Origin of the sequence: Vibrio cyclitrophicus (assembly GCF_024347435.1) — a bacterium.
Lineage (GTDB): Bacteria > Pseudomonadota > Gammaproteobacteria > Enterobacterales > Vibrionaceae > Vibrio > Vibrio cyclitrophicus.
Map to the genome: position 1 here is coordinate 37,443 of NZ_AP025482.1, position 23,103 is coordinate 60,545.

Annotated in this window: 13 protein-coding genes and 5 pseudogenes; 12 read left to right on the plus strand and 6 right to left on the minus strand. The window is 41.3% G+C overall.

Translation table 11 applies throughout. The features are described 5' to 3' along the window. Positions 1 to 563 precede the first annotated feature (563 nt). Both OCW38_RS22575 and OCW38_RS22580 read left to right on the plus strand, forming a co-directional pair. Positions 564 to 1,589 carry a hypothetical protein gene (locus OCW38_RS22575; RefSeq protein ID WP_046209586.1) on the plus strand — a complete coding sequence of 342 codons (1,026 nt, stop codon included), beginning with the start codon at positions 564 to 566 and terminating at the stop codon, positions 1,587 to 1,589. After that, positions 1,586 to 2,500, plus strand: a complete 915-nt coding sequence (locus tag OCW38_RS22580) for an AAA family ATPase (RefSeq protein WP_146493144.1) — start codon at positions 1,586 to 1,588, stop codon at positions 2,498 to 2,500. The genes OCW38_RS22575 and OCW38_RS22580 overlap by 4 nt, the downstream gene beginning before the upstream one ends. 53 nt (positions 2,501 to 2,553) lie before the next feature. Here OCW38_RS22580 and OCW38_RS22585 read toward each other — a convergent pair whose 3' ends face one another. Together OCW38_RS22585 and OCW38_RS22590 are read right to left on the minus strand one after the other, a co-directional pair. Continuing rightward, positions 2,554 to 2,847, minus strand: coding sequence for a type II toxin-antitoxin system RelE/ParE family toxin (locus OCW38_RS22585; protein WP_046209588.1), 294 nt, complete (start codon positions 2,845 to 2,847; stop codon positions 2,554 to 2,556). After that, a complete protein-coding gene (locus OCW38_RS22590; RefSeq protein ID WP_261896626.1) occupies positions 2,844 to 3,107 on the minus strand; it encodes a type II toxin-antitoxin system Phd/YefM family antitoxin in 264 nt (87 codons plus the stop codon). Before OCW38_RS22590 ends, OCW38_RS22585 begins: the two co-directional genes overlap by 4 nt. Before the next feature lie 175 nt (positions 3,108 to 3,282). Between OCW38_RS22590 and OCW38_RS22595 the strand changes: the two are divergent. Beyond that, a pseudogene (locus OCW38_RS22595) lies at positions 3,283 to 3,833 on the plus strand (IS3 family transposase); the annotation flags it as partial. 54 nt (positions 3,834 to 3,887) lie between these two features. Here OCW38_RS22595 and OCW38_RS22600 read toward each other — a convergent pair. Both OCW38_RS22600 and OCW38_RS23105 read right to left on the minus strand, forming a co-directional pair. Next, positions 3,888 to 4,492, minus strand: a pseudogene (locus OCW38_RS22600) (transposase); the annotation flags it as partial. 113 nt (positions 4,493 to 4,605) lie between these two features. Beyond that, positions 4,606 to 5,111, minus strand: a pseudogene (locus OCW38_RS23105) (transposase); the annotation flags it as partial. A 206-nt stretch (positions 5,112 to 5,317) separates the two neighbouring features. Between OCW38_RS23105 and OCW38_RS22610 the strand changes: the two are divergent. The 3 genes from OCW38_RS22610 to OCW38_RS22620 all read left to right on the plus strand — a co-directional run bounded on the left by OCW38_RS22610 (position 5,318) and on the right by OCW38_RS22620 (position 11,231). Next, positions 5,318 to 5,911, plus strand: coding sequence for a hypothetical protein (locus tag OCW38_RS22610; protein WP_146493142.1), 594 nt, complete (start codon positions 5,318 to 5,320; stop codon positions 5,909 to 5,911). A gap of 119 nt (positions 5,912 to 6,030) precedes the next feature. Then, positions 6,031 to 8,262: an integrase gene (locus OCW38_RS22615; RefSeq protein ID WP_261896629.1), complete on the plus strand. Its 2,232-nt coding sequence runs from the start codon at positions 6,031 to 6,033 to the stop codon at positions 8,260 to 8,262. Beyond that, entirely contained in the window at positions 8,244 to 11,231 is a 2,988-nt protein-coding gene (locus tag OCW38_RS22620) for a tyrosine-type recombinase/integrase (RefSeq protein WP_261896631.1), read from the plus strand. Before OCW38_RS22615 ends, OCW38_RS22620 begins: the two co-directional genes overlap by 19 nt. A gap of 117 nt (positions 11,232 to 11,348) precedes the next feature. On the opposite strand, the pseudogene OCW38_RS23090 reads toward OCW38_RS22620, so the two are convergent. Continuing rightward, positions 11,349 to 11,553, minus strand: a pseudogene (locus OCW38_RS23090) (IS5/IS1182 family transposase); the annotation flags it as partial. A gap of 577 nt (positions 11,554 to 12,130) precedes the next feature. On the opposite strand from OCW38_RS23090, the pseudogene OCW38_RS22625 reads away from it, so the two are divergent. The 3 genes and pseudogenes from OCW38_RS22625 to OCW38_RS22635 all read left to right on the plus strand — a co-directional run bounded on the left by OCW38_RS22625 (position 12,131) and on the right by OCW38_RS22635 (position 17,157). Further along, positions 12,131 to 13,283 (plus strand): annotated as a pseudogene (locus OCW38_RS22625) (IS3 family transposase). 213 nt (positions 13,284 to 13,496) lie between these two features. After that, positions 13,497 to 14,537: an aldose epimerase family protein gene (locus OCW38_RS22630; RefSeq protein WP_046209605.1), complete on the plus strand. Its 1,041-nt coding sequence runs from the start codon at positions 13,497 to 13,499 to the stop codon at positions 14,535 to 14,537. Between the two features lie 403 nt (positions 14,538 to 14,940). Then, positions 14,941 to 17,157 carry a glycoside hydrolase family 3 N-terminal domain-containing protein gene (locus OCW38_RS22635; RefSeq protein WP_261896633.1) on the plus strand — a complete coding sequence of 739 codons (2,217 nt, stop codon included), beginning with the start codon at positions 14,941 to 14,943 and terminating at the stop codon, positions 17,155 to 17,157. 110 nt (positions 17,158 to 17,267) lie between these two features. Here the strand turns inward: OCW38_RS22635 and xylA are convergent, their stop codons facing one another. Further along, positions 17,268 to 18,587 (minus strand): xylose isomerase, encoded by a 1,320-nt coding sequence (gene xylA, locus OCW38_RS22640; RefSeq protein WP_261896635.1) that lies wholly within the window; start codon positions 18,585 to 18,587, stop codon positions 17,268 to 17,270. A gap of 425 nt (positions 18,588 to 19,012) precedes the next feature. On the opposite strand from xylA, the gene OCW38_RS22645 reads away from it, so the two are divergent. The 3 genes from OCW38_RS22645 (at position 19,013) to OCW38_RS22655 (ending at position 23,034) form a co-directional block, all read left to right on the plus strand. Continuing rightward, complete coding sequence (locus OCW38_RS22645) at positions 19,013 to 20,092, plus strand: ABC transporter ATP-binding protein (protein WP_046209669.1); 1,080 nt, start codon at positions 19,013 to 19,015, stop codon at positions 20,090 to 20,092. Between the two features lie 28 nt (positions 20,093 to 20,120). Further along, on the plus strand, positions 20,121 to 21,218 hold the full coding sequence (locus OCW38_RS22650) for an AraC family transcriptional regulator (RefSeq protein WP_046209670.1): 1,098 nt from the start codon (positions 20,121 to 20,123) through the stop codon (positions 21,216 to 21,218). 205 nt (positions 21,219 to 21,423) lie between these two features. After that, positions 21,424 to 23,034: an endo-1,4-beta-xylanase gene (locus OCW38_RS22655; protein WP_261896638.1), complete on the plus strand. Its 1,611-nt coding sequence runs from the start codon at positions 21,424 to 21,426 to the stop codon at positions 23,032 to 23,034. Positions 23,035 to 23,103: the final 69 nt, after the last annotated feature.

Here is a 23,103-nt window from a genome sequence, read left to right on the forward strand (position 1 = left end):
TGTTTTATTCCTACTTAAGGAGCAACACCAAAGCTCTCTAGAGATTTGGTGTTACTCCTTAAGTCACCGGCTGAACCTCAGTGAAGTTGGTATTTTTTAAAACTAGATCCTTAAGGTTCTAGTTTCTTAGGGATGCATCTTAAATAACGACATTTACCGAATACGTATTGATATTGGCCGATGTTATATAGATATTTACCGATCTAATACTAATATCTAACGATCCTCCATATCAACATTTACCGAAATTAGCCTTATACATATAAACATTCACCGATCTAAATGGTAAAAAGATCAAAATTGACCAAGTTCACAGATAAACCATTAATAACAATCGTTTATCTGATCTAAAATGAAGTTCATACTAACATTTGAAATGAAGAAAAGATCTATATCACAGAACTAAACATTTACCGAAGCTAGTAAACATTTACCGATGAACATGGCCTTTCCAACTAACTATTTATAGATATTTACCGATCTGATATAGATATTTACCGAAGTTAGTGAGTTAATGATAGCTCTCTGTTAGGATTACACTATCGACATATTAGGTAATGATCATGGCTTTGACATCCAATTCTAGTTTGACAGTTATTAATGAAGAAGATCGTAAGAATCGGTTCATCTCATCCATTTTGTTTTCGAGAGCCACCATCTTTCATCCAGCTTCACGTTTAACTTCAACGATGCAATCCAAACTCATTGAGATTGCACAAAGCGGTGGTACAGATCCTAACTATCCACTAGAAAGTGTGAACATCAATAGCTACGGAAAGAACTTCAGAGTCGATTTACATGTTGATTATTTACTTCAACCACATCGAGATATTCTAGAAACAATGCTCGCGTATGCTCAAACTATTCAATTAGACGATACATCTTATGATGCTGGTGCTCGTTTAACTTGGTCTCAGGTATATAAAACGATAAGTGATGGTGATATATCAGACACTCAACAAGATGGTTTTGATTCATTTATTGATCGAGATGCAACAGTTCTATCAATGAGTATGTACGAACTAGCAACACGTATGGGTATGGCGACGACTCGTGCAAATTATGACCAAATAGAACGCCGTATTACTCAGTTAGCTACGGCACACTTGGTGATAAATGAGCTCGATGAAGATAAAAATGTTGTGGGAAAAAAACCGTTGGAGTTTGTTCAAGACTACCGTTTTTACTGTGATCGGAGTAAATTCAAAACAACTCGTAGAAACAGTAAGAATCTAACTAACCATGTATTTTTAGTTCCAGATATGCGTTTACTGCAAGCAATACGGGATCATGGGTACTACTATCGACTAGAACAACATAAGATGACGAACTACAGTAAACCATCAGTTCGTTCATTCTTGAAATACATCACTACGCATAAAGCTGAATTTTTACACAACAAGAAATTTGAGTGGGCACTCGATAGCTATATTCAATCAATTGCTTCGAAAGTCAGTCATAGTTTCCGCAGTGATCTCAGAAAAGATTTGTTGGCCAATGCTGTCCAAATCGAAAAAGACTTCAGTCTTCAATTTCGAGATGTAGGCAATGGTATACAGATTTTCTATATCGGGGAGGGAGAATCATGATAACTCAATCTCTTGATAGTCTGATGTCTTCGACAGCGAGTCAAAACCTGAGTTTTAGTTTAAAAGGTTTGCTCAAAGGGCATGTAGGCATGTTGATTGCTGCGCCTAACGTAGGTAAGTCTCACCTAGCATTGTGTATTGCAATGGAGCACGCTTCTTCAATGTCATTATTAGGGATGAGTGCAACAGAAAAACCAGCAAAAACCTTAGTAATCAGTTCAGAAGATAGTGCGGGAGTCATTCAATCTAGGATGAAAGAAAAGTTAGCTAACTGTACAACAAGCATTAAGTCAGAGTTAAAAAATAATTTACACTTTCTGACAGACATTGAACCGATAGTGATACCACCCGATAGCTCATTACAAGAACAGGCAGAACAAAAACAGTATTTAGAACAGCTCAAGCAAACTTTCTCTGAGTTTAATTTAGTGATAGTTGATACGGTGACGGAATCAATAGGCCGTTGTGAAGAGGTGAAACATGATCGCTTAATTAAGAATGTTTTTCAGAGCCTTGCCAGTGAATCGGGTGCCAGTTTGTTGCTTGTTCATCATGTGAATAAAGATGAGATCCGTGGTAACCAAGAAATTACTATGGCATCAGGTGCTGGCTTAACGTCGATAATGCGCTTAACAAAGTGTTTGTTTACGCTAAAGAAAAGCAGAGAGTCTTTGTCTATTAAGTATCTTAAGAGTAACTATTTACCTGAAAATGAGAATCAAGAGTTCAGCGTTGAAGTGAGACAAGGCCTCACGATTAACCCATACGTATTTAGTTTGAAATCCAAAACGTCTAAGTCAGCTAGATCAACACCATGCATTAAGAAAACTCCTAAAAAAATTACGTTGCCCGGCACAATTCCAGAGCAGGAAGAAATTGAAGAGCGTAAAAATCTCAGGGACGTTTTATAAATGGCCTTTTATACTTTCAATCAGCACCGAGATTATTTTAAAGGTTAAGATAATTATGAAAAGTGCTTGGCCGGAGACATGTGCTTACCAAGCACGGCAGCAATAACAATGTGATCTCGCTTTTGGATGTAATAAATCACATGATGCTTTAAAGGAAACCGGAAATAGTTTTGGCCTAGCTCAAAAAAAGCTATGCCGAGTAGCTGGTTGTTAGCCAGTAATTCCATAGATTGCTTTAGCTCTGAGAAGTAAGTTGTCCATTGTGTTTTCCCCCATCGCTCTAAAGTATAGCGACGAATCTCAATGAGATCCGATTGCGCTGCAGAAGAAAGCTTATATTGCTTCATTTATCAAATTTACCTTGGCCAAGTACGTTCATGAAATCATTACCGTCGACTAGGTTATCTGATAGAGCGTCAGCTTCAGCTTGTTCGAAGCGTGATTTTATCACCATCAATTTCAATGCTTCAAGTTGTTCGTATTCCTCACAAGACATCATCACCGCAACGGGTGAACCATTTTTATTAATTTGTATAGGTTCACGTTGAACCTTCATTAATAAGCCACCAAATTTGGTTTTAGCTGTATTAGCAGTAAGTGATTGCATAATAATCTCCTTTTTCGTTCATTATAAACGAATCGAACGATTTAACCAATTTGTATGATTGTGATGTTAGATCGAGTTTTATTACATGTCCGTAAAGTTGTATCTTTATGGATTGATCCGCACCAGCAGTTTTGGACACTGAGTTAAGTGAGTACAATTACTAATAAGGTGAACCATGACAAGTAAAAAGAAACGTATTATCCATTCTCCTAAATTTAAAGTAGAAACCCTGAAGCTGGCAGATAAAGTGCGAGTCGCTGCAGCCGCAAGACAGCTCTCGTTACATGAATCTCAGATCTACGGTTGACGAAAAGCCACAAAGAAGAATTCTAGTATTAGCCAACGAGAACAAGAATTGGCCATTGAAGTTGCTAAGTTCAAGAGGCTGTTGGCAGAGCAAACAGAAGAGCTAGAAGTCGTAAAAAAGGCCGCCACCCACTTCGCGAAAAATCTAAAGTAAATTGCTATGAATTTATGCTCGAACACCTGCTGAGTTTTAGTATTTCCCGTATGGCAAAGGTGTTCAGAGTTTCTCGAAATGGGTTTTATTATTGGGTTGAGAATCGCCACAAGGCGATTAAACGTGAGGTATAACGCCAAAAGCTTGATACCAAAATAAAAGAAGCCTTTGACGTTAGCAAAGAACAAGATGGCTCAAGACGTATTCAGAAAGAGCTGGCAGAGAGCGCTGATAACCATAATGTTAAGACTATTGCCGCCAGTATTTAGTAGCGAAAGCCGCGGTGTTTTTCAAGGTGGTTGTCATCATTTGCTTGCTTATTAAGCAGATTCTCTTTCTGGATTCAAATGAACGTCACCAACAGGCGCACAGTTCCTGATATCACCAGACCACCGCTCAGGCTTTCGCTGTTTTGCAGCGAACAATACCTCTACACGACACTTCAAGATCTCTTTATCTTTTCCATTATGACGCTCTGAAGGCGTGACGTAATTTAACTTACTGTGCTTGTGCTCGGTGTTGTACCAGCGTACGAAGGCTTCAACCTAACTTCGGCTACTATCGAGAGTTTCAAAGCCTTTGTTGGCCAGTTTGGCATGTACTTTACTGTACGGAACAATGACTCGACATAAGGGTTATCATCACTGACTCTTGGGCGACTATATGACGAGGTAATACCTAACTCTGCCATTTTAACTTTGAACGTCAACGACTTCATTGGCGCACCGTAATCCGAGTGAAGAACCAACGCTTGATTAAAGCACTGCTCTCGCATCAACGTCCGTTGAAGAAGTTGTGACGCCAGCTCACCGCATTCATGCTCATACACTTCATAACCAACAATTTTTCGACTATCGATGTCCTCAATGACATACAGATAATAATGTTGGCCTCGATGCATATTTCGGAGCATTCCGATCACCCATTTCCGTTGTTTTTCAAGCAAGTTGTCGTGTTTTTTACAATTTAGTAACCTGAATGATTACACTGCACACATCGGTAAACTTGCATATGCTGTCGGAGAATTTCATTATCCTCGCCGCAATGCCTCTGCTGAGGTGTTACATACTTTAGGCCACTGTGTTTATGTTCATTGTTATACCAATCAACAAAATTACTAACCCAATACCGAGCGTCTTCAATGGAAGAAAACCCATCCATTGGCCTGAAGGACAATACTTTATTGTTTTGAAAACGACTCAGAGTATGGGTTGTCGTTGCTTACTCTTAGCCTAGAGTAAGAGCTTACGACCCCAAGGTCATGTATCTTTGCAAGCATGGTGTAACTTCTCATAGGAGCACCGTTGTCAGAGTGCAAAGTAATGTTGCCTTGCACACACTTTTCCCGTCATGTTGGTTCTTTGGAGTAACTCCGCTGCATATTCGCCTAGCTCCTGATCATACACTTCTGCACCTACTACTTTTCTATTGAAGATATCCATTATCAAATAGAGGTAATAGTGCTTCCCTCGTATTTTCGATGGAAGATAACTGATATCCCAGCTCCATACCTGATTTGGTTTGCAGGCTTTTTGAACCTTTGGTCTAGAAATCATCAGATTATAATGATTATACCCTCACACTTTTTTATGTTGGTTTTTATATAAAGTAATTTAATATCAACTGTTTAATTGGAAATTTTTTGTAAGTCCCTTCACATTTATTACCATTTAATCTCATGTTTTTTTTATTTTAGGCTTCCATTAATGTACAGTATTTGCACATTAATAGTTTGGATGAGGTGAACGAAATGGCAAAGATACTGGGATCTAAGCAGAAAAAGTACTTAGAATTTTCTATCCATCCGTATGCACTTCCAGCATTTGAATTTTTTAATCAGAGTTCGCTTTTGGTCAATAAGACGAAAATGGAACGTCAGGCTCTAATTGATTTAAACGTAGGGTTACCACTGCAGGGGGTATTTGAGTCTAATCATCTTCAAATCGTTTCTGGGTTCGAGTTCATTAGTTTTTCTCTTGCAGAACTCGACCTATCTGTATGTGAAGTCATTATTCATAGTAATCTGGCAAATAACGATATTGCTCAAAAAGCATGGTCCGCCGTCATTCGTTCACTACTAACGTCACTAGATCCACACCAGTTAGAACTCACTCGCAGAGCACTGAATGAGTCTGCTCCAAAATCAGTCCTCAATTCTGTTTTTGGTAAAAACAAGCTATCTCAATCTTGTCTTGCAGAAATTACGCACCTGTCACGCAGCACACTTGCCCAGCAGTACTCAAAAGCCGAAGGTGATAAGCTATTAGTTCAAGAAGAAGTTCCTACAATTTTCTCACTACTACAACAGAAGGCTAAAAGTGATCTCTCTGGCATTAAAAACTGAACATTTCTGATTGGTCTCTCTTATGATATTCAACTAGCCGGTTCATGACTTTGATGCCCGCTTTAGTACTTTTAAAGCGATTACTCTGTTACCGATTCATAACCAAAACGGCGGTGTAAATGATTGACGACTTTTTCGAACGGTATAAAGAGAAGAATATCGAGCGATTTTTTAAACAATTACTCCCTTTTGGCAATGCTGACAATATTGCAATAGCGAAGGAAGTCCAACGATTATGCAACCTCGTTTCTCCAAAATATAAACAAGAGTTTGAAGAGGTTGAGCTCTTGGTTCAGCGCACCAATACGCTGGCAAATCAAAAGTTGAATAGAACCCTCAACGATGTCTTCAAAAGCATTAATCGAAACCAGGCCGTTGGGGTACACCATCTTCCAATATTTCTTGCCTCGAACCTTCTTTTGACCTCCTATGACCACACTAGGTTTGAGCAATATAAAGCATTAACACTGTTGTGCGTTACTCGTCTAGCTTTCATTGGTTCGCATCAATCTAAGATCAAAGCAATTTGTGATGATGTACGTCTGTTTTCTCAAGGTAAAAGAGAAAATATGGCGGCTTATTTACCGGATATTCATGACCTCGACTTTCCATCGCTTGTTGATGAATTTCAGCTACTTGTCGATGAAGAAAATACCAACCCTCCACCATCAACCGTGGTTAATCAGCTAAACCACTATCGCCGTCCCTATGAAGCCAGCTTGGATCACAGTGAAGGTTTCACACGGAAAACCACATCCACAGAGTTCACAAAGAACGGTCAGCTACAAACCAGTGACGTGAAAACTCTGGATGACGATGAAGCGAGTTCATTGTTGGAAATTCAGCAGATCCAACCATCAACAAAGTTTCATCATCAATGGCAAAGAGAAGATGAATCTGGCGATGCAACGCGCACTCTCAACATCGTCACCTCCAAATCATCGAACCCAAAATCTTATGCTGCCGAGGCAATGCTCGCACAAGCCGTCAAAAATAAAATCGCAAAGAAAGAGATGGCTATGGCTTGCGATACCTCTGTTAGCACTAATTATGAAATTGGAGCGGTAGTAAATTTTTGCCTTACCCAAATAGAAGAAGATACAAGTACCAAACCTGCACAGTTGCTGCTCATTATGCTAATTACGGGTAATACTTCAGCACAAGTAAAAAAACTGAAGACAAAGAGACTAAAGCCCTCAGGTTTAATTGGTTTTCAGCGCACACATACCCTACCTTCCCAAAATCAACGTCCAGAACTCTGTGCCTTGCTAAATGTTACGGATAAGAAGTACTGGTCTCCTCTGCCCAAGATCGTCACACAGGGACTACAGAGTTTAACCTTTACTGATGTAACCGATGACGATCTCAACGACTTACTCAAGAGCCTAAATAAAAATTATGGTACTCACATTACGCTAACTAGAGTTTCAGCCTATTTAAACCAGAAACTGACTCACGAGAATATTGACCCAACAATTATCGCTTTACTAACCGGCGCAGCTGCTCAAACTGTTCCTTCGAATTATTATCTAGGCTTATATAGTCTTAAACTCTATGAGACGTATCGACGATATCTTACGTTTCTTTCTAAATTTCACGGTGATGATGCGTTAATTATTTTTGCCTCTGAGCCGGAAAATATTAAGTTAGGCTCGCCTTTACATATTGAACTCCGGATCCTTCAATGGCTATTTAAGTCGCTCATTACCAAAATAAAGGATCAAAGGAACAATCTGAGCACTGAGCAGTGCCACAATGACGTCACACTCTATACTCAGTTAGTCCTTGCTTTATCCTCGGGCTATCGACCAGTGACAGGCTGGTTTGGCAAACTTAGTCACATGCATCTCGCTACGGGGGATTACTGGATTTCAGATAAAGAGTCCGGCATTGGTGACAACAGTCGAGTGGTGATCTTGAGCCCAACGGCAATTCAAGTTGTGCGCTATTACCTCGAATATTGTGAACAAATGATTGTAGAGCATGGGAATAGCAATGTAGAACTTAGCCGTCGCTACAAGCAGATTGTCGATGGCGATGAGTATCTGTTTTTTTATCAAAAAGAGGGAGAGTTGTTGCCTTGTACGCCGTCGAATTATACCACGATGATAGATGATATTTGGCCTCTACAACCTAACTGGGCACGACATCATATACGATCAACACTGAGTCAAACTGGGGTCGATTCAACCTTAATCAATGCATGGATGGGCCATGCTACAAATGGAAAGCGCTGTTACCACTCCTATAGCACCTTATCGAGGACGCAATTAGAAAAAGTAACAGATACTATTGAAGAGCATTTATTACAAATAGGAGTCGAGACTATACAATGGACCAAATTGGCTTAGAAGCTCGCTCGAAAAATCGATTGAAGCAGATAGAGCGTGTTAAAAACAAAGCTAGGCAGTTGTTTGAAAAGCAGTTTCCGAACCCGTCTCACATACCAACTCAAGATAACTTTCATGACAAATGGATGCTTTATCTGAGTGATATTACTGAGACATTTGGAGCTCATAAAGACTATCGACGTGCGTTTAACTGGGCAGTTAAGCAGGTGCTATCATATCAAGAGCAATATAATTGGAAAGTCACTCCACCCTCATATATTGTCACCAATAAACCGCCAAAGCAGCTTAGAACGTTAGAATGGATGCAGCGCGCATGGCGCGTCCATAACTTCTATCAACATTGGTACCAACAGCTTTTATCAAAACCTGTCGATGACCAGGCGCAGTCGTTTTGCAATGTTGTACTTTCGTTTATCTTTCATAGCGGCCATTGTACACCTTGCGTGGTGAAGGCGTTCATTGAATATATTAGTGGTAAATCACTTGCTCTCAAACAATGGGATGAAACCCCCTTTGTTTCATTGCTAACAAAAGGGGGGTCATTCAATACCAACATAAAAGTTGACGAGCAGCCACTCACCCAGTTTCAGTGCTACTTACATCCTGTTACGCTCGGTTTACTCAGAACATGGCGTCGTTGGAAAGATGAAAACTGGTGCTCTCCTAATGATGAATCCTCTTTGATGAAAATACTCACTGGCAACAATCTATCATTGACCTTCGACCAGCTTTGCTGCTCTGGGGTATATGTCTGTGAGCAGCATCAAGGCGTTTCTATTAATCAGGCGTTGGTTGAGTATCAAGTTGGTTCAACCAAATCTTATAGTTTACCGACTTGCGATCTTGCTCGTATCCTCCATCCTGAGGTTGCCATCGCTAAATATTTTGCACCACAATCCACGAAACACGCTTCCAATAAGTCGACATCACATAAAATAGAACGAAACTTCGACACAAGTATAGATACTTATCAGGAACTAAAAGTCAGTCTGTACCCTAAAAATGGCGCGAAAGAGCTTAGTAAAAAAAAACTATTGGTGGACTTAAATGCTCTGGTTGAACGGATAAAGTCATCCCCTGAACAAGTGAATGAGCGACTTATTGTTGACTGGTACCGCCATAAATTGAGTACGACTTGTGGCATTCCCACGATTAAAAGATATCACGCTAATTTGACTCGGAAGTGGATATACCTCTGCAACCAAAATCAGCTAGATAAACTTGAATCTGACGATCTTGAATCCATTTATCAAAACGCAATAGAGACCCAACCAACAATTAAGTCGCAGAAGTATTTTACAGCGAGGCTCAAGGACCTGCATGGTTTTGCAGTAGAGCACTATAACTTTGCACAAATTTCTGAGCAGTATCTCTATTCTGACCCCACACAGACTCATACTCGATCGGGTTTTATTGATGAAGCCCTATTCCTTGCTTTAATTAATACAATAGAAGCCAGCAATGATTTCGATGACGCGGATAAATTATGCTTACAATCCATTAGTATCATTGCTTATCGCTGTGGCTTACGTATTTCTGAAATAAGAAAGCTTCGGATGAAAGATATCGAGCAATCCAATATTGGCTGGTTATCCATTCGCTCTAGCTATTTGGGTGAAAATAAAACTGCCAGCAGTTTAAGGAAGGTGCCATTGCACCCTTTGCTGTTAGAGCACGAAGAAGACATAATTAACAAATACTTCCATCTGAAATTTGAACAACAAACGTCGAAAACAAAGCCCTTTTTCTCTTTAGGTCATGCCAATTTACCATTTAGTACATTCGAGGTATCACATCTCATCGGTTGCCTTCTAAAAGCGTTATCGTTAAATAATCATTTAGTGTTCCATCACCTCAGACACGCGTGCCTCAGCAAACTTCAACTCCTTTTGGAGCTACCTGACAATCACCCTATACCAAATCAACTCATTCCATATGATGAACAACAGAGGCAGAAAATTAAGGCTACGGTATTTGGCCGTTCGCTGATGACTGGCTACGATGCTATTGCTGCATTTGCAGGACATGAATCTCCAGCTATGACCTTTAGGCACTATTTTCACTTCTCAGACTGGATCGTGGCACACAAATTGAGCCTGGCTGACTATTCAACAATAACCAAAAAAGAAGCGCATCATTTAGGTTTACTACCCAAAAATACAGTAAGCGATACAAATAATAATCAGATCTTGAAAGAATCTAGCGCTTACCTAATTCGCAAACTTCGAGTTAAATATCTAGAAACCCAAGTAGAGGAAGGGAAAGTTCCGGCACTCTCACTAATGATGTCCGACCATGAAGTCATCTCGATCCCAATTTGCTATCAAGCATTGACTACTTATAACAAAGGGTTCCAAGTGGGCGATATATGCGCTAAATACAGACTGAAACAGAGGACTGTCGATAAGTGGATTAAGAATGCTATGGAAATTAAAAGCTATGCTACAGAATCGAAAGGCACAGAGTACCGACGACACTTTACAAGTGCTCGTATCGACAAGTTGTTACCGGCTCAACTCAAAACAGAAGCAGAGCAACTGCGCTTAAATCAATATGCTTCTAAGTTAAACGAGGCCTTGAAAGACGACTTCAAACGGCATGCAATTCAGGATGCTATAAAATATGCGCTTCAACATACCAGCCCTTCTCGATCTGGGATCTACTTTAACTCACCCGACCGATTAGAGAAGTTTGTTGAGGCCTGTCACTCGTTTATACCAAAAACGCACTGGAGAGCCGCCACTCAGTTTGTTGAGAAAAGTATTCAGCTTGAAGAGTGGCGTTTAGCTACAAAAGGAATATCAAGCTACTCGGAGCGGAAACCTTCAGGGCGCAGTAAAAAAAGTCGAGGGGCAATCAGGCTAGAGTTAATTCATCCTCACACACAGCAAGGTAAGAAGCTCAAAGTCAAACGTTCGTCGTCAACATTGATGTATTTATTCCACATGATGGGGATAATGATGCTTTAACCGGAAACCACAAGACGATATGCCTCGCAGCACAATGAAGATAAATACCTCATGATTTGTAAGGCTTTGTCTCCTGAGTCTTCTGAACAATTACCCAGTCTTCTAAGAGTGATAGCGTTATTTTCTTAAAATTGTTTCAGATATATCAAGCTCGGTTGTCTTGTTCACGCTTAACCATTACGTATGTTTTTCCTGTTCTGGCGTTGTAACTTCTTAAGCTCAAAGTGTTACCCAACATTTTTTAATCGATGTATTACTGTCCTAACAGCGAACGTTTGTGGTAGCCATATTTCGACTTCCAGTATTTGTTGCACCCATACAGTGGTATAGATTTTCAGGTAAACCAATCACGGTATCTAGCAGTTTTTCTTTGATGTAGCTGAATCTGACATTACCGGCGGTGACTAACTTAAAACGTTAATTACTTGGGTTGAAGCATACGAAGATGCGATGGACAAAGAAATAATCAGGCAAAGAGAAAGCTTTCCTGAAATCGATGCAAACCTTAATGAACTGTGATCTCTGGCTCTCTCGACGTCTATGGGTTGGCACGCAGATGCTTTCCCGAGCTTGATTGACGCTATCGAGAATCGCGTCAATTAAATCTGCTTTAGCAAAGGAATTCCCATTGTCTAATATCGCTGGAGCTTAAGGAACCACAGAGTCGCAAGCATGTTGGTAAGTTGGTTCTTATTCCCGATCACGAAGAATAAACTAAATAGCCCTATATTTAGTTCTCATGTTTAAAAACATGTGCAGATATATTCTTAAGCTATACCTCTATCTCAATTGGATTTAATGGTTTAGCGAATAAAAAAACCTTGTGCAACGTGGTAACTGATCCGCACCAGCAGTTTTGACATTGAGTTAAGTGAGTACAATCACTAATGAGGTGAACCATGACAAGTAAGAAGAAACCTATTATCCATTCTCCTGAATTTAAAGCAGAAATCCTGAAGCTGGCAGAGAAAGTGAGAGTCGCTGCAGCTGCAAGGCAGCTTTCGTTAAATGAACCTCAGATCTACGGTTGGCGAAAAGCCACAAAGAAGAATTCTAATATTAGCCAACGAGAACAAGAATTGGCTGTTGAAGTCGCTAAGTTAAAAAGGCTGTTGGCAGAGCAAACAGAAGAGCTAGAAATCGTAAAAAAGGCCGCCACCTACTTCGCGAAAAATCTAAAGTAAATTGCTATGAATTTATGCTCGAACACCTGCTGAGTTTAAGTATTTCCTGTATGGCTAAGGTGTTCAGAGTTTCTCGAAGTGGGTTGTATTATTGGGTTGAGAATCGGCACAAGGCGATTCAACGTGAAGACAGAACGCCAAAAGGTTGATACCTAAGCAAAAGAAGCTTTTGACGTTAGCAAAGAACGAGATGGATCGAGACGTATTCAGAAAGAACTAGCAGATAAGACCATTGCCGCCAGTATTAAACGTCAGGACTTAATAGAGAACGCAGCACGCAAGTTTAAGTGTACAACGGACAGTAAGCGTAAAATGTCCGTTGCTCCGAACTTGTTCGCTCAAGATTTTAACGCAACGGCTCCGAATCAAAAATGGGCAGGAGATATCACCTATGTTTCCACAAGCGAAGGCTGGCTGTACTTAGCTGTCATTATTGTGGTTGGTCTATGAATACGAGAATGACGGCCTCACTGGTCTACGATGCTTTATCAATAGCTTTATTTCGCCGAGGTTTCTCTGATCAGGTTATTACTCATAGCGATCTAGGTCGTCAGTAATGTTAGAAAGATTATCGAGACCTCCTAAGTCATTTTAATCTAAGGCAAAGTATGAGTAGGAAAGGAAATTGCTGGGATAATACTTGTGTTGAGAGCTTCTTTCATTCTATGAAAATTGAAGCAATCTAATATAAACCGATCATGACGAGAGAGCAGATGCGTTAAACGATCTTCGAGTACATCGAGGTTGATTATAATCAAACGAGAAGGCACAGTGCGCTTGGGTACCTAGGCCAATGAACTTTGAAAAACAAAATGTCGCTAAGTTAAGTGTCCAGTCTGACTGGAGCAGATCAGTCACTTCAAATTAGAGAATAAAGCTACCTCCCAATATTCGAGGGTTGGATACACTTAGCGGTAATTATTGAGCTTTCTGGTGCTGCTTTATGATCAGTCCTTTTTTTGGACATATTATAGAAAGTGTGATCAAAATTAGCTTTGAGATTTAACGTTAGAGTAGATCAAAATTTCATAATGGATGACACCATATTTATTTCTGATAATGGATAAAAACAGGAGTGAATATGAGTGTGAGCGAGCACAGTGTAGAGCGTAAACATTGGGGTGATTACAACATTTTTGTTCTCACCAATAACAACGGTGTGACGGTCGAAATCAGCGATTTAGGCGCAACGATTGTTAGCTTCTGGGTCACTGATAAGTCGAGTATACCGCGTAATATTGTGCTGGGTTATGACACCGCGAACGAGTACCTGAGCGGCGGTGCATTTATTGGTGCAGTTGTTGGCCCTTGGGGAAATCGAATCGACAACGGGAAATATGAGCTAAACGGACAAACGGTTCAGCTAGACAAAAATGAAGGGGAAAATCATCTTCACGGTGGTTCATGTACGCTTCATAAACGCCGTTGGGAAGTTATGGCGAGTGCGAAACAAGGCATTTCATTACAAACGCGGGTAGCAAGTGGCGAAGGTGGTTATCCGGCTAACTTAACATTGTTAGTGACGTATCGCTTGAGTGATGACAATGAGTTGTCTATTGATTATCACGTCACGGCAGATAAAGAATGCCCAGTGAACCCCACGCATCACGCTTATTTTAATCTGTCGGGCCAACACAAGAGTATTGGCGATCATGTCGTGAGCATTGATGCCGACCGCTATTGGCAGGTAGACAAAAACTCCATCCCGACAATTCAGGCTTCGGTCGGCACAAGCGCAATGAGCTTTATGACGCCGAAAAAGGTAGGACTTGGTTTAAGTAGTGCGGATACAAATCTTGTGGAAACCAAAGGGTATGACCATTGCTACATCGTAAACGGCGAAGGGTTAAGACATTTCGCTTGGGTATTTGAGGCCACAACCGGTATTGAGTTGGATGTATTTTCAGATAGGCCAGCGATACAATTTTATACAGGCAATCATTTAGCGGGCGAAAGCAGAAAGACAAACGAACTGTTTGTTCAATATGCTGGGTTATGTTTGGAGACCCAAGCCTTTCCTAATCAAGTTAATATGCCAGAGTATCAAGATGGCGGTTTAGTACACCCTAACAACCCATTTTTCTCGACCACTATATACAAAGTCAGTGTCGACAACCTTTAGCATTTAAAACGGTTCAATCTTTAATCAAATCATCTCTACGTACACCGGTTTCTTAATCATTATCTCTAAATACACCACCTTCATGCCAGTGCTGATTTAAGCGCTGGTGTGTTATTTTTCTTCGATTTACCGCATGAAACTTCTTTGAAACAAGTCATGGCGACTCAATTCTTATGAGTAAACTCACAATTACAAGAAGTTAGAAAAAAAACGTAATTGAATAATGAATTAACTAAATGATTGTGTTAGCAACGCGATAGATACTGACGTGTATTATTTGTGTATTTTGAAGTCGTGCCATGATTGACCTAAATGAATAGAATTCATTCGCTGAAATCTATAGAGATTTAGTCAGTCTGGAGCGGCCAATATTGTTGAGAGAGCCTCACATTGGAGCATTCACGTGGAACCTATTTATAAAAATCAGCAGTACTCAACAGAGCAACGCGTTGATAATCTAATTCAACTCATGACGCTTGAAGAAAAAGTGGGCCAACTACTTCAGTTGCCTGCCAACGTTGAAGGAAATGCAGACAAGCTCGAGGAATGGCATGTTGGTAGTTATCTGCATTGTACTGGAACGATGAATACAGCACTTCAAGAGAGGGCGCTTGATTCCCGTCTCGGCATTCCGCTGATCTTTGGAATTGACGCTATTCATGGTCACTGTTTTGACAACGATTCAACCGTTTTCCCGAGTCAGTTGGCCGCGTCGTGCAGTTGGGACTTAGGTCTTATGCACAAAATGGCTCAAGTTACTGCTAAAGAGACAAGAGCGTCAGGGCTGCATTGGACATTTTCACCAGTATTATGTGTAGGGCGCGACGCCCGTTGGGGAAGAATTGATGAAACCTACGGTGAAGATGCATGGTTAATTGGAGAAATGGCCGCTGCCACAATTAAAGGGTATCAAGGTGACGACGTGAGCTCGCCAGATTCTATTTTAGCGTGCGCAAAACACTACGTGGCTTATGGTGAAACCATTGGCGGTCGTGACTCGTATGAAGCCAATGTAACTAGACGCCAGTTGCTATCGACGTTTTTACCGCCATTTGAAAAAGCTGTGAAGGAAGCCAATGTTGCCTCGTTGATGACGGGGTATCACAGCAACGACGGCATACCGTGTACGATTGACGATTGGTTGTTAACCGATGTAGCTAAAACCGATTGGAATCTGGGTGGCTTTATCGTGACAGATTGGGAAAACGTACGTTCACTGCATACGAAACAAACGGTATGCGAGAACGAGAAAGAAGCGTGTTATCAGTCATTAATTGCAGGCAACGACATGATGATGTCTACGCCAGAGTTCTACCCTCTGACGGTGGAACTTGTTCAAGAAGGGCGTATTTCAGTTGCGACATTAGATTCGTCTGTAAAGCGCATTCTAACTAAGAAGTTTGAATTGGGTTTGTTTGATTCGATGGTCAATTACGCTCCAGAACGAAGCTCAATTATGGGCATCGAAGCGCACCATGCGGTTTCATTAGAAGCCAGTCGTAAAGGCCTAGTGTTATTGAAAAACGATGGAGTGCTACCTATTAAGCCTAACTCGCTAAAGAAAGTGCTTCTGGTTGGTCCTAACGCAGACGACGTGATCGCACAGCTTGGTGATTGGTCGTTTGGTTCGATCCAAGCAAGCATGACAAACGATACATTTCACCGGGAACAAACAGTCACACTGTTAGACGCCCTAACTCATGAAGCGGATGTGCAAGGGTTCGAGCTAGAATTTATTAAAGGTGCAGACTGCGTTGATACCTCGGTTGATGAAATCGAGGCAATCAATTTGGCGCTGCCGACGGCGGATCTTGTTGTGGCATGTGTGGGAGATACTTTATCCCAAAACGGCGAGTTTCATGACAGAGCGAATCTGGATTTGAGTGGACAACAGCAAGCTATGCTTGAAACTATTCGCCGTCAAGATAAGCCTCTTGTGGTGTGTTTAGTGGCGTCGAAACCATTAACGATCCCTTGGGTAAAAGAGCACGCAAATGCCATATTGTGTGGTTTTAATTCTGGTCCTAAAGGTGGACAAGCGCTCTCTGAGGCATTGTTTGGTCAACTTAACCCAACTGGTAAACTAACTATTTCATTTCCCGTCCATGTTGGGCAAATTCCGGTGTACTACAACAAATATCAAGGTTGGCACGCGCACAATAGTGGCCAAACAAACGGTGAAGAACGTTACATTGATATGCCTTTAGATCCGTTATTTAGCTTTGGTGAAGGGATGTCATACAGCCGTTTTAGTTACAGTAATGTTCATATTCAGAACACGCACCTTAACCCTGGTCAAAATGTCGAAATATCGTTAGAACTTGAAAACCTATCTGATATAGATGGGGTCGAAATTGTGCAGGTGTACCTTCGTGACCTTTATTCCTCGGTCACTACTCCTATCAAAAAACTGTGTGGTTTTGCCCGAGTTGAGCTTGCGGCGGGTGAGAAAAAAGAGGTGAATATTGTCGTACCGTTTGATGAACTGGCGCTCATCAATGCGAAACTACAAAAGGTTGTGGAAGCGGGTGAGTTTGAATTTATGATTGGTGCATCATCTAAAGACCAAGACTTACAGCGTGTTCGAGTCAACGTAGGGCAATCTGTTGTATTGACCTAGCAAATAAGTAATAAGAAGTATGAAATAAGAAATAAATGAATGGCTAAAAAAAGCCCAAGTGCATAAAGTGAAAATGCGCTTGGGCTTTAATTTGCAGTGGAATTAATCGGTTATTTAAAGATGAAACCGTTCACTATGTTTTCTAGGTGCTCTTGTTGACCAGATGACTTAACAGGGGCGATGTTGTTTGTTACCGCAAAATCAGCCACTTGTTGAAGGTTGATGTCACCAGCAAGGATCTTCTTACCTAGGTCTTCATTCCAACCCGCATAACGTTGAGCAATTTTCTTAGACAACACATCGTTTTCAATCATGTCGGCAGCGCGCTCTAAAGACAGTGCCATGGTGTCCATGCCGCCAATGTGGCCGTGGAACAAGTCTTCGCCATCAATAGAAGGGCGACGAACGCGAGCATCAAAGTTGAAGCCACCTGTGGTGAAACCACCTGCTTTAAGAATTTCGTACATCACTAACGTGTTTTCTTCCACGCTGTTCGGGAATTGGTCGGTATCCCAACCCAGTTGAGGGTCGCCACGGTTGGCATCAATAGAACCAAACAAGCCTAAAGACGTTGCGGTCGCAACTTCATGATGGAAACTGTGACCCGCAAGCGTGGCATGGTTCGCTTCAATGTTCACCTTGATTTCGTTCTCTAGGCCGAACTGTTTCAAGAAACCGTAAACCGTTGCGGTATCGTAATCGTATTGATGTTTGGTTGGCTCTTGTGGTTTAGGTTCAATTAAAATCGCACCCTTAAAGCCAATCTTATGTTTATGCTCAACCACCATCTGCATTAGGCGGCCTAACTGCTCGCGTTCTTGGCGTAAGTCCGTGTTTAGTAGAGTTTCGTAGCCTTCACGACCACCCCATAAAACGTAGTTTTCGCCACCCAGGCGCTGAGTTGCGCCCATCGCGTTGAAAATTTGTGTTGCCGCGTAAGCGAATACTTTCGGATCAGGGTTAGTTCCCGCACCCGACATATAACGTGGGTTGGAGAAAGCGTTCGCCGTACCCCAAAGCAGTTTAAGGCCGGTTTCCGATTGCTTTTGTTCAAGCACATCGACCATTGCTTGGAAGTTGTTCACGTATTCCTTGATGGAGTTGCCTTCTGGTGCCACATCGGTGTCGTGGAAGCAGTAATAAGGAACATCGAGTTTAGAGAAGAAGTCGAACGCGGCATCGGCTTTCATTTTGGCCATTTCCATGGCGTCGCCATTTTTGTGCCAAGGGCGGTCGAACGTGCCAGCACCGAAAACATCAGAGCCCGGCCAGCAGAAGTTGTGCCAGTAGCAAGCTGCAAAACGAAGGTGGTCTTTCATGCTTTTGCCAAGGATCATTTTGTCGGCATCGTAATGACGGAAAGCAAGTGGATTTGAAGATTCAGTGCCTTCAAATTGTATTTTATTAATGTGTTCAAAATATTTAGTCATGATTATTGTTCCATAATATTAGTGTTATGTTTCATCAATAATTATTCCTTTTCACCACATCAGCAATTACGAAATTTTATACACACATTAATCTATTTGTTTAATGTGCATCACGTCTCAAATAATCACTCATTATTGATTGGTTTATAGTTGTTTTTCATTCACTGACTACTCACTGTAGTTTTGATGTTTTTTTAAAGTGTTGTTTTTGTTGTGTATTTTGGGGTTTTAGTGAGGTGTGTATGCTGGTTCGTTAACTATCTATGCTTAATTGCGCATGACTCGCACTATCTTTGTGATCCAATGCTCAGTCGTAAAATCTACCAATAGCAGAAACAAAAAACATAATTGAGAGAAAGTCATTTGCCTATAAAGATAAGATAAATTAACTATCCATAACAAATTACGGAACAATAGGTGAATAAATGGCGACGGTTCAATTCAAAAATGTAGATAAGATCTACTCTGAAGATGCGCACATTGTTAAAGACTTCAATCTCGAGATTGGCGATGGGGAGTTTGTGGTGTTTCTAGGGCCTTCGGGGTGCGGGAAGTCAACCACGCTAAGAATGCTATCGGGTCTCGAAGAGGTGTCTCATGGCGAAATCTTAATTAATGGTGAAGTCGTCAACCACCTTAATCCTAAAGACCGAAATATTGCGATGGTGTTCCAAAGTTATGCCTTGTACCCACACATGACGGTGTATGAAAATATTGGTTTCTCGTTAAAGATGGCAGGCGTCAACAAAGACGAAATTAAAAAGCAAGTTCGACACGTAGCAGATATGCTGCAGTTGACACCGTTGCTTGAGCGTAAGCCTCGTGCATTGTCTGGCGGGCAACGCCAACGTGTAGCAATGGGGCGAGCGATGGTTAGAACGCCGGAAGTATTTTTGTTTGATGAACCTCTATCGAACCTAGACGCTAAACTTCGTAATGTGATGCGTACTGAAATCAAAGACCTCCATAAGAAGCATCAAAAAACCACGGTGTATGTGACTCATGACCAAGTGGAAGCAATGACACTTGCCGATAAAGTGGTGATCTTACGCGATGGCATCATCGAACAAGTGGGCACGCCAAAAGAGATCTACCACAAACCTGCCAACCTGTTTGTCGCTGGTTTCATCGGCAGCCCATCAATGAACATGTTACCTGTTGCAATGAAATCTGCTCAAGATGGTTGGGGCATCGAATTAAATAGAAAAACCATTGATGTGGTGTCGTTAAATGACTCAAGCACAGTGACTAATGAAGCCACGTTGGGAGTAAGACCAAGCGATATTAGCAACCAAAGTTCAAGCAAATCGGTTGCGGTTGAAGTGTTTGTTGAATCCACTGAATTACTTGGCACAACAATACAAGTCCATGGGCAGCTTGGTGACACAGCTGTGACCATCGAACTGGATTCTGAGCAGCAAGTCGAAGCGGGCACGAGTTGTACTTTCTATATCGATATTCAAAGATCGCACCTGTTTAATCAAAATGGCTTGGCTATCCTCTAGCATTGCAATGTAAGAGGAAAGAACCAGTATGAAAAAGATACTCGTGCTATTGGATGTGATGGTGTTTTACGACCGCGAAATATTCCGAGGAATTAAAGCGGGTGTGCATTGTCGTTCAGAAGACGTATCTATTTATATTAGTTCTGAAGAGCACATTGATAAGTTGAAAGAAGATTGCTGGGATTACATCATTGCTGATGGGGATAAGTTGGTTGATACCCCTTCAGTGATGAGAGTGGCGCGCAAAGGGTTAATTTATTCGAGCTACCAACTCGATTCCATACCTGCCGGCATTTCTACGTTAGTGGTTGATAATCAGCAAATTGCGATTACCGCACTAGGTAAGTTCACCGAGCTTGGCATTCAACGTGTTGGCTTTTACAGCAACGAATTTGACCGTCAATACAAGTGGAGTAAAGAAAGGGAACAAGGCTTTAAAGCGACCGCAGACAAGATCGGCCTAGAAATGTGCCTTGTCGACCCACCTCATTTGGTGGTTAGTAATGAAAAAGTAGGGGTGTTGTGCAGCACAGATCGCTCGGCGAGAACATTAATACAAGCGCTTACTGACGAAAAAATCATGGTGCCAAAGCAAGTTAACGTGATTGGTGTCGATTGTGATCCTATTGAAAGTGAAATTTCTCCTGTCGCAATTACTTCTGTCGATATCAGCCCTTTTGATATTGGTAAGCAAGCTGTATCACTGGTGCTTAAAGAAGAGAAAGCTCAGGCGTATTTTTACACACCAAGCCAATTAGTGGAAAAGGCATCTTGTAGCAGTGAAGACTTATCTGACGGAATAGTGAGTCGTGCCAGTTTTTATATTTACAATAATTACCACAATAGTATTAAGGTTTCTGATGTGGCTAACTATTGTCGTGTTTCAAGGAAAACGCTAGACAGTCGATTTTTTAATGCAAAGAATATAACCGTCCATCAATATATTCATGAAAGACGCTTAGAAAAATGTATGCGATTATTATCTGAAACCGATGAAAGTATTGAAGATATAGCATTGCAATGTGGTTACCCGCACCAAAGTTATTTGTATCAAGTTTTTAAGAAACACTTGTCTTGTACCCCGCTAGATTTTCGGAAGAAGGAGAATTCGCGTTATCATATTTAATATACGCATTCCAATATCTGATTTTATGTGAGCTCGATAATATTATTGAGTTTTTTTGTGTCTAATGAATAGTTTGCTTTATATCACAATTAATAATTCCATGGAAAATACCTAACTCTATTTACAACATTTGGTAAAGAACTCCAAGCTGGTTTATCTCATAGTGTTGCTGTACTCATACAACACTAATAAAAGGTTAAAACCAATGAAATGGAATTCATTTTTGCTAATAGCGGGCGTCGCTATCGCTTTACCCGGCTGCTTGTCTGAATCTGGGTCTGAAGTTGAGACAGGCTCTCCAGAATTACCTTCAACAGAAGTTGCCAGTTTGTTCCAACTGTCTGAAGGGTATCCAATTGGCGTAGCGCTTCCAGCTGGTGACGCTCAAAACTCAGTGTTCATTAGAAGCGACTTACAAAGTGTTGTAGGTCAGCATTTTAACCAAATAACCGCTGAAAACATTATGAAACCCAGTTACTTGCAACCAGAGCAAGGAACGTTCTTTTTTGATGATGCGGACCTATTGGTTGCATTTGGCCAAGAAATTGGAGCAGGGATCCACGGCCACACGTTAGTCTGGCATCAGCAGTTACCTGAGTGGATGAAAAGCTGTACAACCAATTGCGCCTCGGTGATGGCCGATCATATTACTCAAGTTACCAGTCATTTTGCGGGAAAAGTAGACAGTTGGGACGTAGTCAACGAAGCATTTCATGAAGATGGAACGTATCGAAATGCCGGCGATCAAGGAAGTGTTTGGTTTGCGAATATTGGTAAAGATTATATCGCACAGGCATTTACCGCTGCTGACCTAGCAGATAGCAGTGCCGATTTGTACTACAACGATTACAACATAGAACGTAATGACGCTAAGTTAACCGCGGTGCTTACAATGGTTACCGAGCTGGAAAACGCTAATGTACCCATTGACGGTATTGGGTTTCAGATGCACGTTGGGCTCGATGACCCAAGTATCGAAACGATCTCTGCGTCTTTAACTAAAGCTGCACAAACAGGCCTAAAAGTAAAAATAACGGAACTCGACGTGCGCTTGAACCGGAACGGTGATTTCTCGCATTTATCGCTTGAACTCGCAGATAAACAAAAGAATCGTTTCGAAAATATCGTCACTCAATACTTAGCTATTGTTCCGAAAGAGCAACGTGGTGGGATCTCCGTTTGGGGCGCCTCTGATGCCGACAGTTGGATTATTGATTTATATGGTAATGCCGATTGGCCGTTACTTTTTGACTCGAAACTCGTGGCAAAACCTGCCCTACAAGGCTTTGCTAATGGCTTGATATCCGCAGCCGAACCCGAAGTGCCATCATTGTTTAAAGACAGTTTTGAAGATGGCGTGTACTGGTATGAAGACGGTTCGACAACCGTTGTTGGTGCATACACTCATAATGCCGCCGATAAAACGATGAATGTTGATGTGGACTGGTTAGCCGATGGCGATGAGTATGTTATTGCCACTACGTTCACTGACAACGAAACAATTGATTTCTCCACTGCTAAAACTCTGTCTTTTGATGTTTACGTACCAAGTGAATATGGAACTGATGGGCACTTAGCGATTCAGCCTTTCATCATGGATGGCGCTTATACGCCTGCGTATATTGGATGGCAGTTCGACTATCAATTGGATGAATGGTCGACGATTACTATTCCCAATATTTCACCAGACTTTGCTTTTGGTTACAGCGGAAATCCTGACTTCACCAATATAGACCGTATCGGGCTGCAGTTCATTGCTAACGGTGCTGTTCTCCCTCAAAAAACGATTCAAATCGATAATGTGATTATCCGATAACAGCTGAATATCGCAGCTATTACCTGAAACCGGGAATATGTAAAGCCTAAATATACAGAGCCTGCGGCG